General features: G+C 40.9%; 7 protein-coding genes. 3 read left to right on the forward strand and 4 right to left on the reverse strand.

The window, feature by feature from the left end:
* Nucleotides 1-287: 287 nt before the first annotated feature.
* On the forward strand, nucleotides 288-9,074 hold the full coding sequence (locus AKG39_RS10410; RefSeq protein WP_242852593.1) for a glycoside hydrolase family 94 protein: 8,787 nt from the start codon (nucleotides 288-290) through the stop codon (nucleotides 9,072-9,074).
* 24 nt (nucleotides 9,075-9,098) lie between these two features.
* Here AKG39_RS10410 and AKG39_RS10415 read toward each other — a convergent pair whose 3' ends face one another.
* The 3 genes from AKG39_RS10415 to uraA all read right to left on the reverse strand — a co-directional run bounded on the left by AKG39_RS10415 (nucleotide 9,099) and on the right by uraA (nucleotide 12,381).
* Nucleotides 9,099-10,022 (reverse strand): magnesium transporter CorA family protein, encoded by a 924-nt coding sequence (locus AKG39_RS10415; RefSeq protein ID WP_050740336.1) that lies wholly within the window; start codon nucleotides 10,020-10,022, stop codon nucleotides 9,099-9,101.
* Between the two features lie 42 nt (nucleotides 10,023-10,064).
* Nucleotides 10,065-10,817: an NYN domain-containing protein gene (locus AKG39_RS10420; RefSeq protein ID WP_050740337.1), complete on the reverse strand. Its 753-nt coding sequence runs from the start codon at nucleotides 10,815-10,817 to the stop codon at nucleotides 10,065-10,067.
* A gap of 223 nt (nucleotides 10,818-11,040) precedes the next feature.
* Nucleotides 11,041-12,381 carry a uracil permease gene (gene uraA / locus AKG39_RS10425; RefSeq protein WP_050740338.1) on the reverse strand — a complete coding sequence of 447 codons (1,341 nt, stop codon included), beginning with the start codon at nucleotides 12,379-12,381 and terminating at the stop codon, nucleotides 11,041-11,043.
* A gap of 175 nt (nucleotides 12,382-12,556) precedes the next feature.
* On the opposite strand from uraA, the gene aroE reads away from it, so the two are divergent.
* Both aroE and AKG39_RS10435 read left to right on the forward strand, forming a co-directional pair.
* Nucleotides 12,557-13,417 (forward strand): shikimate dehydrogenase, encoded by an 861-nt coding sequence (aroE, locus tag AKG39_RS10430; RefSeq protein ID WP_050740339.1) that lies wholly within the window; start codon nucleotides 12,557-12,559, stop codon nucleotides 13,415-13,417.
* Between the two features lies 1 nt (nucleotide 13,418).
* Entirely contained in the window at nucleotides 13,419-13,970 is a 552-nt protein-coding gene (locus AKG39_RS10435) for a shikimate kinase (RefSeq protein WP_050740340.1), read from the forward strand.
* A 12-nt stretch (nucleotides 13,971-13,982) separates the two neighbouring features.
* On the opposite strand, the gene AKG39_RS10440 is transcribed toward AKG39_RS10435, so the two are convergent.
* Nucleotides 13,983-14,240: a hypothetical protein gene (locus tag AKG39_RS10440; protein ID WP_050740341.1), complete on the reverse strand. Its 258-nt coding sequence runs from the start codon at nucleotides 14,238-14,240 to the stop codon at nucleotides 13,983-13,985.
* Nucleotides 14,241-14,391 lie beyond the last annotated feature (151 nt).

Below are 14,391 nucleotides of genomic sequence, written 5' to 3' on the forward strand. Positions count from 1 at the left end.
AAAAAATAAGCAGGGCTAAATTTAACACAAATATTTATAAAAGAAAACTAGATTGCTTTGATGTCAGTTTCACAAACAATTTTGTAACGTCGAGGCGGACATCTCGAAGAGTGTCCGACGGAGAGTGGAAAAATTCGCGAAGGCAACGAGCCAATCACAAGCTTGCTTGTAGTTGGCGACTGCCCGCGACCTCGAAGAAATTCGCGTAGCGATTTCTTCTGGTTGTTTCGTGTAAACTGGCAGCGAAGCTCACAGTAGTTTCGTTATTTCCTAGTTAAAGAAAATTTATGAAAGGAAAAATAATGAATGCTTATTTTATAATATTAATTGAAGGAATAATCTTAATAACGTGCATTATTGCTTTTCTCTGGTTTATTTTAGTCGACTCAGAAGGCTACAAGAAACTAAGCCAGGAGGGTGTCTCAATTTCCAGTGAGGAACTCGAGGGAGATAAGAAAAAGACGGTTATTGGGCGTTATTTTAATAATAGAAGAAAATTTTATCAATGGCCCGTTTCGAGAATGACCGATAACTACAAGTACATTTTGGCGGTATATAAAAAGCTGAACGATGATATCGAAAAAAAACAGGCGGTTCCTCCTTCCGCAGAATGGCTGCTGGATAATTTTTATGTGATTGATGAAGAGGTTCAGGTCATCAAGCGCGATTTGGATAAACGCAGCTACCTGAGGTTGCCCATTTTAAATTCTGGTCCGTCAAAGGGGCATACCCGAATATATGCTCTGGCAAAGGACCTTGTGGATCAGACAAATGGTCAAGTTGATGAAAAAAAATTTTTGCACTTCATGGAGGAATATCAGTCCCATGATGTGCTTCTTGAACGAGAAATAGTAGCGGTGCCGATGATGTTAAAGCTTGCGCTGATCGAAAAAATAAGGCATGAATGTGAAAATATTCAAAGCATACAGATACAGTGGCATAAAGCCGATAAGATTTTTGAAGAGTGGCTTGAAATCGAAGATTTGGATACAAAAGGAATTACGAAATTACTTAGTGATAATGTGCGGGATATTAATGAAGAGAATGCCTATTTTATCGATCATTTATTTTACCATTTAAGACGATCAGGCCGTAGCTATGCCGGAATCATAAAGGCAATGGATGAGAATTTTGTAAAGCAGGGTTCAACCACCGAGGAAATCATCCAAAATGAACATAATATACAGTCAATGATGACCGTCTCCATGAGTAATTGCATCACCAGTCTTCATTATTTCTCATCATTAAACTGGGCAGATATTTTTGACACGATAAGCTTTGTGGAGCTCATTTTAAAACATGACCCGGATGGGACCTACCCGGATATGGATCCGCCTACCCGAAGTTATTATAAAACTAAAGTCGAGGAACTGGCACTGAGATACAACGTCTCGGAACTTTATATTTCTAATCTGGCTGTGCAAATGGCCTTGGATGCCTATCGGCAATGTGATGTCAAGAACATGTGCGAAACAAAATATCAAAAGACCTGGCATGTGGGCCATTATTTAATCGGTACAGGAATTGATGTTCTTGAAACCACACTGAAAAAAACAGATAGTTCGTCATCGACAGCAGAAAAAAGATCAGGGCTGCGAAACTTCGGATTCCTGTATATTGGGTCTGTTGGTCTTATTACCCTGGTACTTATTGGGACAGCGGTGCAGTATTCCGTTATTTCGACAACATCAGATGTGCTTTTTTATTCATTATTGGCAATCATTGCGGTGCTGATTCCAGCATCTGAAATTGCCGTGAAAATGGTGAATTTTGTCATTAGTCATGCTTTAAAACCTTCCTTTTTCCCAAAACTTGAATTAAAAGACGGTATTCCCGAAAGCTTAAGTACCATTGTGGCAGTGCCAACCCTGATTCCAAATGAAAATCGATTAAAAGAACTCCTGGAGAAACTCGAAAACCATTATTTGTCGAATCGGGAAGAAAATCTTTATTTTACATTGATCGGAGCATTTAGAGATTCGGATGAAGGTCAGAGGGAGGATGACGATCGGATTATCGGGGCTGCCTTAGCGGGAATAAAGGAATTGAATGAAAAATATCCAAATGGAAAAAAAGATCGATTCTATTTCTTCCATCGCCGCAGTCAGTTTAACGAAAAAAACAATAAGTGGATCGGATGGGAAAGAAAACGAGGCGCAATCATCGAATTCAATGATCTTGTTTTAGGTTCCCAAGACACCAGCTTTGCGTATTCATCCTCTGAAAAACCGCCTTTTTTGAACACAAAATATATTATTACATTGGATAGTGACACAGCCTTGCCTAATGGCATGGCCAAGAAAATGATTGGCGCCATGGCGCACCCATTAAACAGGCCTGTGATTGATACCGAAAGAGGCGTTGTGGTTGAGGGGTTTGGTTTGATGCAGCCAAAGATAGAGGTTGATAATGAAAGTTCAAACAAGACTCATTTTGCCCGGATTTTTACCGGACAGGAAGGAATCGACCCCTATACCTTTGCTGTATCCGATGTTTATCAGGATCTTTTCGGAGAGGGGATTTATAACGGAAAGGGAATCTATGATTTGAGGGTTTTTCAAAGCGCAATGAAAGATGCCATCTGTGACGATACCGTTTTAAGTCACGATTTGCTCGAAGGGTCTTACGTGCGAACCGGTTTGGTTACGGATCTTAAACTAATCGATTCCTATCCACTCCGTTATAATTCATATTCAGCGAGATTACATCGTTGGGTCAGAGGGGATTGGCAGCTGATTAAGTTTTTGAACAGAAAAATTTGCAATCGTCATGGCAGCAAAATTGCAAATCCGCTTTCGCTTCTGTCCCGCTGGAAGATTTTCGATAATCTGAGAAGAAGCTTGATCACCGTATCGCTGATGGTTCTGGTATTTCTGAGCTTCAGTATTTTGCCTGGGAGCATTTTCTTCTGGCTGGGATTTTTTCTTGTTACTCTGGCATTTCCGCTTATTATCGGTGTGATTGGATATGTAATCTCCCTGCGTTTTCAATTTGAACGGATCAAAAATTATATGCCGTTAATGCATGGCATAAAAGCTTTGTTTATGCAATTTTTGCTGAGCTTTGTATTTTTACCGTATCAGGCATGGCTGATGATTAAAGCAATTTCGGTGACATGGGTACGGGTTTTTATCACAAAGAAAAATCTGCTGGAATGGGTCACCTCGGATGATATTGAAAAGTCCCAGAGAAATGATTTGGAAAGTTATTTCCTGAATATGAGAGCATCCTTGCTGCAAGGTCTGATAGTTTTTTTACTGACTGTATTTTTTAAACCGGAATTAATGCTGCTCGGTCTGCTTTTCTTTGGTGCCTGGTTAATCGCACCTGTTATCGCATATTGGATCAGTAAGGATTATTGCGCTTTACAGCCAAAGATTTCTGAAAATGACAGGCATGAACTGGGTCGAATTGCCCGAAAAACCTGGCGCTTTTTCGAGGAATTCACCAGTATTCATACTCATTATCTTCCTCCAGACAATTATCAGGAGGATCCCCCCAGATGTATGGCATTAAGAACATCCCCAACAAACATTGGTCTGGGACTTATGGCAGTATTATGCGCCAGAGATTTCGGATTTATCGGAACCTGCGAGATGATGAATCTCATTGAAAAAACCATCACAACCATCGAAAAAATGGAGAAATGGAACGGTCACCTGTATAACTGGTACGATATTCAGACGTTAAGACCATTAAAACCCCAGTATATATCAACAGTGGATAGTGGAAACCTGCTGTGTTACCTTGTCACAGTCAGCGAAGGGCTGAAAAATTATCTTGATTGTCCAATTGTTGATGTTCAGTTTTCAAATGGGATCAGGGACACCTTATACTGTGCGGGGAAAGAGGGTTATGCAGCATATGAAAAAGTGCGTGCGATTCATGGGTTTCCATGTGCGGGTCAAACAAATCTGAAACTTTGGAACCAGGCCCTCAACGAGCTCCTGCTTGGACATGGATTGGAAGATATCCCAAAAGGAAACTGGCGCACAAAAATTGAGCAAATGCTCAAAACATTCAAAAAAGACTTACAGCAATTTAGGCCGGGGGTTGAAGTTATGGAAAAGGTGCCAGATGAATTGCTTCAGAAAGACCTGGGCAGTAATTTCAGTGATAATATGACTGAATTGCTTGGGATGCTTGAGCACAACAGTACCCTTAACAACTTAGCTATGGTGTATAAGGCTAAGATGAGGTGTGTGAATCGATTAATTAGTGCTATTGAGAATTCACAAACGGGAGACTTTACCGAGGGGTTAGCATGGTTATTTGAATTAGAGGATAAACTGAATAAAGTCATCAAAACAACCAAACAGTTTATTAAACGATACAGAGCCCTGATTGAAAGAATCAATGCTTTGTCCGATGCCATGGAGTTTTCACCCTTATATGACACAAAAAGAGAATTGTTCAGTATTGGATACAATATCGAAGAAAACAAATTAAGTAATTCATACTATGATCTACTGGCCTCCGAAGCCCGTCAAACCAGTTATATTTGTGTTGCACAGGGAAAAATACCAGCGTTGCACTGGTATAAATTGGAGCGGTCATTAACGGTCATGGATCACTACAAAGGTCTGATCTCCTGGACGGGGACAATGTTTGAATATTTAATGCCGTTATTAATCATGAAAAGCTATAAAAATACATTGCTCGACGAAACTTATTCCTTCGTCATTCGCAGTCAGAAAAAATATGGCCACCAAAAGAGAATGCCATGGGGAACATCGGAATCAGGTTTTAATTCACTGGATAAGAACAGTGACTATCAATACAAGGCCATTGGTGTGCCCTGGCTTGGTCTGAAACGAGGATTGATTGAAGATGCGGTTACTGCTCCCTATGCAACCTTCTTAGCACTTCAGGTTGATCCTGAGGCTGCGGTTAAGAATATTAAGCTGTTGAAGGAAGAGGGACTGGAAGGACCTTATGGATTTTATGAAGCCGCGGACTATACGGCTGATCGACTGCTTTATGAGAACAAACGAGCAGTTATAAAAAGCTTCATGTCCCATCATCAGGGGATGAGTTTGGTGGCATTGGATAATTGTCTGCACAAAAATATTATGCAAAGACGATTTCATAAAAATCCGGAAATCCGTGCGGCCCAGTTATTGTTACAGGAAAAAGTTGCTTCCAACATCATCTTCATCAGCCGGACTCAGAAAAAATTAGTTCCCCACAAAGAATTGATCATCGAAGAAACCAATACGCTAAGAAGATTCACAAAACCAGATCCCATCCTGCCCAATGCCCATATATTATCAAACGGCAATTATTCGGTTATGATCACCGATCGAGGAACCGGATACAGCAAAGATAAGCTGGGGATGCTCACGCGCTGGCGGGAAGACAGTACCCTGGATCAATACGGGATGTTCTTTTATCTGCGCAATATCAGTACGAATACGGTTTGGTCGGCCACCTATGCTCCTTTAAATAAAATGCCGGAAAAATATCAGGTGGATTTTACCACAGACAAAGCAACCTTTCGACGCCTGGACGGCGAAATTGAAACGAAAACAGAGATAATTGTTGCCTCTGGAGATAATGTTGAGATCCGCAGAATTACCCTAAAAAATTTAGGTGAAAAATCCATTGTATTGGAATTAACAAGCTATTATGAAGTGGTTATGGCAACCCAGGGCGCAGATCTGGCGCATCCGGCCTTTAGTAATCTATTCGTAGAAACCAGCATACGCCCGAAAAGGAAATGTATTGTTGCAAACAGACGGCCACGATTGGATACTGAGAATAAAATGTGGATGGCCAATGCAGTTGTGGTTAATGAAAGCCTGCTTGAAGATATTCAGTATGAAACAGACCGGATGCAAATGATCGGCAGGGGAAATAGTCCTATTGACCCCATTGTTATGGAGCATGAAAAACCCCTTACGAATACCTGCGGACCCGTATTGGATCCGGTGATGAGTATTCGGGTAAGAGTAAAAATTGAATCAGAAAAAACAATCCAGATTGTATTTCTGAATGCCGTCAGTGAAAATAACGAAACACTCCTGAAACTCATCGATAAATATGCAATGCCGGATGCCATTGAAGAAGGATTCAAGCTGGCGGCTGCCAGAAGCAAGGTCGAAGCTGAGTATCTCAATATGGATGCAACAGAAATGGAATTGTATCAGGATATGATTTCCGATATTCTCTTTATCAGTCCTTTAAAACGCAGTTTTCAGGATATGATCGGGGCGAATAAACAGGGACAGTCCTCACTTTGGCGTTATGGTATTTCCGGAGATCTACCGGTGGTCGTAGTGAAAATAAATAACACCAATCAGATGGAAATATTGTATGAGATTTTAAAAGCCCATGATTATTGGCGCTTAAAAGAGCTGAGAGTTGATTTGGTGATACTGAGCGAGGAGGAACATGATTATGCCCTGCCCTTGTATCACCTCATCGCTGACTTCATATTAGCAAGTCAGAACCATGATATTGTGAATAAAACCGGGGATATTTTTATCATGGATGTGAAGACCATTCCCAAAGAAGATATCAATTTGCTTTATGCGGTGGCCAGAATGATTCTGGTTGGTGGTGGCGGAACCATGACCGATCAGGTAAGGCGATCTCCAAACCGTCTTCTGCCAGCCAGAAGACAGCCTACCAGAGCACCTTTAGAACTGCTCATGCCGGTCATCGAGGAGCAGGAACTGTTATTTTACAACGGCCTGGGAGGATTTAGTCTGGATGGCAGCAAATATGTGATTCAACTGAAAAAAGACGAAAATACGCCACTGCCATGGTGTAACATCATAGCAAACCCCGGGTTTGGTTTCATCGTTTCAGAAGTAGGGTCAGGACATACCTGGTATAAAAACAGCCGTGAAAATAAACTGACGCCCTGGTCTAACGATCAGGTATCAGACAGTTCGGGGGAAGCAATCTACATTGTCGACGAAGAGTCCCAGGAAGTATGGACGGTGACAGCCGAGCCCGTGCGAGAAGAAGAACCATACACCGTGAGCCATGGTTTCGGTTATTCTGTATTTGAGCATACCAGTCATGGCATTAAACAACGATTGACCCAGCATGTACATGTTGAAGAGTCGGTGAAAATAAGTATCCTTAATTTAAAAAATGAATCAGAACTCAAGCGAGATTTAACGTTAACCTATTATATCAGACCGGTCATGGGTGTAAGTGATCAGGCCACTGCTTTGCATATAAAAACAAGTCTGGATGAATCCGGTGTTTTATTAATCGAAAATCCATACAATGAGGAGTTTCCTGGGAAAATTTGTTTCATGGATGTTTCAATCAGAGAGCGTTCAGTCAGCGGGGATCGCAATGAGTTTTTTGGCGTCGGTGATATGCGCCTGCCTGAAAGTTTGCTCAATGAGGCTCTTTCAGGGGCAACGGGTACAGGATTTGACCCCTGCGGCGCCATTCAAGTGAAGATTACACTTTATCCAAATGAACGAAAAAACGTGGTTTTTCTACTGGGAATGGCATCAAATCTAAAAGAAATAAGTGAGATCGCAGGAAAGTTTACAATTGTAAAGAATGCCAAAGAGTCATTAATCGAGGTCAAAGATTTCTGGAAAGATAAACTGGGGATCGTTCAGGTGAAAACCCCAACCAATTCCATGAATCTGATGCTGAATGGATGGCTTCAGTATCAGGTAATATCCTGTCGATTATGGGCCAGATCCGGTTTTTATCAATCAGGAGGGGCCTTCGGATTTAGGGATCAGCTTCAGGACTGTTTATCAATTGCACACCTATGGCCTGAAGCCTGTCGTTCCCAAATTTTGCTCCATGCAAGACATCAGTACATCGAAGGAGATGTTCAGCATTGGTGGCATGAACCTTTTGGAAAGGGAACCCGAACCCATTTTTCAGATGATCGATTGTGGCTGCCCTATGTGACGGCAGAATATATTCGAATCACCGGAGATTGGGAAATATTAAATGAAGAGATTCCATTTTTAGAAGATTTGGAACTTAAACAATTTGAAGATGAACGCTACGGGATTCCAAGGATTTCAGCGTCAACCGCATCCCTCTACGAACATTGCATCAGAGCCATTGAGATTTCCCTGAAGTTCGGAAATCATGGTCTTCCCCTGATGGGTTCCGGGGATTGGAATGATGGTATGAATACTGTGGGAAACAAGGGGCTGGGGGAAAGCATCTGGCTCGGCTGGTTTTTAATTTCAAATCTTGATCTCTTTATTCCCATATGCCGGGAAACCGGAGATCATGAAAAAGTTGAAAAATACAAGCGGGTTAAAGAAACTGTGTTAGAAGCCATTGAAACCAGCGGCTGGGATGGCAACTGGTACAGACGGGCCTATTTTGACAATGGCCAGGTCTTGGGTTCTAATAAAAATACCGAGTGTATGATTGATTCCATTGCTCAAAGCTGGTCAGTGATCTCAGGTGCGGGAAATCACGATCGGGCTCTCCAAGCCATGCATTCCCTGGAGCAATACCTGGTATCCAGAGAAGATGGATTAATTAAGCTGCTGACACCACCCTTTGAGAAATCAAACCTCGATCCCGGTTACATTAAAGGGTACATTCCAGGTGTCAGAGAAAACGGTGGACAATATACCCATGCCGCAGCCTGGGTCATCATTGCCTTTGCCAAACTGGGAGATGGCGACAAAGCCTGGGAACTTTTCGAACTCATTAACCCGATAAACCATACTGAAAACTTTAGAGAATATTTCAGATACAAGGCCGAGCCCTATGTGGTGGCGGCGGACGTTTACTCGGTTTATCCTCACACCGGAAGAGGTGGTTGGACCTGGTATACCGGAGCCGCAGGTTGGCTGTACCGGGCGGGACTCGAGTATATATTGGGCTTCCAGAAAAATGGCGACAGACTGATTATGGATCCATGTATTCCTCATAAATGGAAAGAATATCAAATGAGTTACAATTACATGGGAACAAAATATGAAATCAAGGTTTATAATCCTGAAGGGCTCAGCAAGGGCGTTAAAAAAATTTCAGTTGACGGAAAGATATCAATGGGCAACGTCATTAATCTCATCGATGATGGAAAATCCCATGAGGTTGAAGTTTTGATGGGATTATAGAACTAAAAAAGAACAAGTGGCTCATTAGAACCACTTGTTCTTTTTGAAATAAATAAGGGTTACGGTTACAACTGCAAGACATAAAACGATAACAAAGTGATAGCCATATTCCCAATGAAATTCGGGCATGATAATGTTCATCCCATACCAACCGACAATGAGCGTCAGCGGTAAAAAAATCGAAGTGATTACCGTAAAAACCTTCATGACATAGTTGAGATTAATATCCATTTGCTCCTGATAGGTTTCTCTTATCTGGGAGCCATAGTCACGAAGGTTAACAACGCCATTGTAAAGCCGGTTGACGCGATTCGTATGAATTTTAAAATACCGCAATTCCTTTTTATCAATTAACTCATTCTCATTTTCTTCAATCGATTCTGAAATTTCCAAAAGTTCCTCATAGTAGCGCTTCAGACTCAGAAGCTTTTTTCGAAAAGCAATCAGAAAAGGGATTAGTTCATCCGTCTTAGACATAATCAAATCTTCTTCGAGCTTGGCAATTTCCTGTTCAATTTTTTCAAGGATAAATCGATCATCTAACGTAAGTTTGTCAAAAAATAAACGAATTATTTTTCCCGGGCTGATATTTTTAATTTTTTCGGCTTCAATATCGAAAATGAGGTTTTTGAAAAAATCATCATGGTCACTGACAAATAAGAGGAATTTATCCGTAAAATAAATACAGAGCCGATGAGGTTTGCCCCCTTCATTGATGGCTTCGGGAATATTCAGGGTGACAAAATCAAAACCATCATGGCTTTCAAATTTAGATGTGATGCCCTCTAGGCATTCAGCTACGATTTTAGGACTGATGCCAAGATCTGGACTGACGGACTCAAGTTCGTTTAAATTAAATATGCATAAATGGGATTTGCCCTCGAGGGCATTGACGTTTTCAAGGGCATCAACGATTAAAACATCATGATTAAAACGGTATATCATCATTTCCACATCCTGATCCTTTATTTATGTTTTCTCAAGCAGTACTTATTTTTTCGGTTTATTTTTGATAAAATAACTGGTAACATGAGATTTGCTGCTTTTACGTGATTGGATTTCAAATTGTTTTAACGATGATAAAAGTGGCGTAAGTTTTGAATGACCGTAGTTACGGGTGTCAAAATCAGGATAGCGGTTATTGAGTCGGGATCCGACTTCCCCTAAATTCGCCCAACCATCCTCGTCGGAGCTTTCGGTGATGATTGTTTTTATGGATTCAATGAGATCCTTTGTATTTGCCATACTCTCTTTTGGTGCTTCGGGTTTTTCAACAGTGCCATTGGTGGCGTAAGAATCGGAAGGAATGGCGGCCAAAACCTCAAGATATTTAAATTTTTCACAAGCCGAGATGAACGGGGTAGGGGTTTTCTTTTCGCCCATACCCATAACATACATCCCGGCTTCCCTTAAGCGGGCGGCCAGCCTCGTAAAGTCACTGTCACTGGAAACAATGCAAAAGCCATCCACATTTTTTGAATACAGAATGTCCATGGCATCGATGATTAAGGCCGCATCGGTGGCATTTTTACCTGTGGTATAGCTGTACTGCTGAATGGGCGTAATTGAATAATTAAGCAGTACCGATTTCCAGGAGCCTAATTGGGGTTTTGTCCAATCACCATAAATTCGTTTGACCGTTGGCATCCCATGATTGGAAATTTCATCAAAGATATATTTAATATATTTATCCGACACATTATCAGCATCGATTAATACTGCAATTTTCATAGCAACATCCATATTTTCCCCTTAATAGCATTATTTAGCTATATTATTTAGTATGATGAACAGTTTTATTAAGAAAAAATTCACTTTACTTTCTATATAAGTATAATGGAATTTTTCATATTTTACAACACCAATATCCAGATGATCATGCTGATGTCCATACTTTTGCAAAAAAAAGAGGATTGATTTAGAAAAGTAAGTGCTTTTCTAAATCAATCCCAAAAATTTCGGCTTTTTAAGGCTGATCGTATAAATGCTCCTCTTCACGGTCGTTGGTAAGATTCAACTTATCCAGAATAAAAAAGATAAGGCTGAGAATCATGCCCACAACTGCGGCAAGAACCATCCCACTGAGTTTAATACTGCCAAAGTTAATGGCAACACCGGAAAGGCCGACAACAAAAACGACTGACGTCAGGGCCAGGTTTCTTGATTTGCCGTAATCCACCTGGGCATCCACCAGAATCCGAATTCCGGCAGCACCGATCATACCATAAAGCAGAAATGAAATGCCGCCGATGACCGGTCCGGGAATAGTGCTGATGAGCATCGAAAGTTTGCCCACAAAGGAACAGATAATGGACAAAATCGCAGCTCCGGCAATAACCCGGACACTATAGACTTTGGTCACTGCCATAACACCAATATTTTCACCATAGGTGGTAGTTGGCACAGAACCGATAAAACCCGATAGCATGGTTGAGAAATTATCCGCAAATAAAGACCGGTGCAGACCGGGATCTTTTAATAAATCCTTGCCGATAACCTTGCCGGTAACAATCTGGTGTCCAATATGCTCGGAAGCGATGACCAGCAGTACCGGAAGGATAATAATAATGGCTTCCAGATTAAATTGGGGAAACTGGAAATTCGGCAGGGAAAACCAGGGTGCATCGGTTACCGTCTGAAAAGTCGCCGGACCAATTACACCAGTGACCAGAGCTGAAATATAACCAGCGATAATGGCAATCAATATCGGGATTACCGATAGGAATTTTTTGAATAAGACAGATCCAAACACTGCAAAGCCCAGAGTGACAAGAAAAACAATAACGTTTTCAGGATTAATGGCAGTGATGACTTGTTCATACATACCGGTAGCCTCATCAAGGACATAAGTTGTCTGACTTACAATACCGGCAGTACTGGCTGCGGTACTGGCTAATTCAAGACCGATCAGGGCAACAACAGGACCCATGGCAGCCGGGGGGAGAACGACGTTAATCCAATCGATACCAAACTTATAAATGATACCCGCCAGGATGCATCCACAGAAACCGACAACAACAAATCCGCCTAAGGCATAAGAATAGCCCCAGGTGGCGATGACAATGCCGGCAGGAGCCAGAAATGCAAAACTTGAGCCCAAATATGCAGGCGATTTTCCCTTGGTAATAAACATGAAAATCAGGGTACCCACACCATTCATTAAAAGCACAATGGCTGGATTGATGCCAAATAGGAAAGGTACAAGCACTGATGCACCGAACATGGCAAACATATGCTGCAGACTAAGGGGTAAAAGCTGCTTTAAGGGAACTTTATCGTTCACTTGAATTATTTTTCGATTGTCCAAATAGTAACCTCCGTTTTTTCTTTTTCCTAAAAAGTATAACACAGGAAGAAGATTGCGCAAAGAACATTTATTGAAAATTGAACATAAATAGAAATTGGTAACGAAGGGTTGTTTACGGTAATAAAACATTATGATACAATGCCAAGTAATAAAAACCGAGCGTACAGGAGGCTAAATGAATATAACAGCGAATACCAAATTATATGCGGTGATTGGAGATCCCATTGCCCAGAGTCTGTCCCCGCAATTACACAATGGGCTTTTTAAAGAAAATCAGATTGATGCCATATATCTGCCGGTGGGAGTGAAATCCGAGGATTTGGAAAAGCTCATGGCTGGTTTTAGATTGTTGAATTTTGGTGGATTCAATATCACTAAACCACACAAAATGGATATTATGAAATACTTGGATGAAATCGACCCCCTGGCTCGGAAAATTGGAGCAGTGAACACAGTGGTGTGTCAGGAAGGGAAAATGATTGGCTATAACACCGATGGCTTCGGATTTATCAAATCTATTGAAAAAAAACTGGGGGATATTCAAAAAGAAAATTTAAGCATTTTGATTTTAGGCTGTGGCGGAGCGGTAAAATCCGTGGCTATGGCATTGGCTGACTGGGGTGTTCATGAAGTGATCATCACCAACCGCACATTGGAAAAAGCCGTTGATTTGGCCGGCCAAATTAATGAAACCTGGCTAGGCAAGGCCCGGGCAATTCCCATGGAAGAATCATCGTTAAGAGATGTCATTGAGAATGTTAGCGTGATTGTCAACGGCACCAGTCTGGGAATGGCAGATCATCCGGAAAGAACCCCGCTTGCGAAGACTTTAATTAAAAAAGGTATACTGGTGTACGATATGATTTACAGTCCGCCAAAGACCCAATTACTCAAGGATGCCCAGGATGCCGGGGCTTTGATCGAAAATGGATTGGAAATGCTGTTGTATCAGGGGCTTCTGGCGTTTGAATTGTGGACCGGTATTTTTCCGAATCCAGAACAGGGAAAAGCATTACTAATAAAAGGAATGGAATAAAATGGAGATTAAGCAGATAGAACGCATTGCACTCATTGGTTTTATGGCAACCGGAAAATCCACCATCGGACCATTGCTGGCAGAAAGATTAGGATATGTATTCATCGACACGGATGAATTGGTTGAAGCCGCGGCCAAAATGAAAATTTCAGAAATATTCAATAATTTAGGAGAAAGTGTTTTTCGGGAAGCCGAACATGACGCTTTAAAACTAGTGATCAACATGGAAAAGGCAGTTATCTCAACCGGAGGGGGAATTATTTTATTTGAGCGAAATCGAAAACTTTTAAGAACGAAAACCTTTGTCGTGAACTTAACCTGTCGACCTGAAACTATTTTCAAGCGCATTCAGGGGGACCAAACACGACCACTTCTAGATACAGAGGATCCATTAAAACGAATAACATTGTTGATGGCAGAGCGTCGGAAATACTATGAAGATTGTGATTTTCAAATTTCAACCGAAGATTTTTCAGAAATAGAATGCTGTGAAAAAATAGAGTCTGCCTATAAAAAAAGCAAAAAAAGACCAGTTGATCCAACTGGCTTGTAGTAACCCAACTATTTATATTTTATTTTTGGAAGCCTTCAGATCGCAAATATAACAATCAGTAAGTCTTTGAACAATCTCTGGGTTTTTGACCGGCCAGGATGTTTCAAGCGCTTCACAATAGGCAGTGGCGGTTTCTTCATTATATATAAAATCAATGCAACCATTGCATTTTTTATCTGGTGTTTTTTTAATGAGTTCAAGTACGGACTCATTGACAAATGTTCGGTATTCTTTGTAGGCTAAGGTTTTATTGTTTTCAAATAAACTCATTAGTTCCTCCTTGTTTTAAATCGAAATTTTTGATACTTTGATGATTTAAATGATATAAATATCGTGTTACTACTAATATACATAGTACCTTATATTTTCGAAAAAACAAGATAAAATTTTGTCATCTTTTAATTTTTACAAAAACAAGATA

The sequence above is a fragment of the Acetobacterium bakii genome (genome assembly GCF_001263355.1).
GTDB lineage: Bacteria > Bacillota > Clostridia > Eubacteriales > Eubacteriaceae > Acetobacterium > Acetobacterium bakii.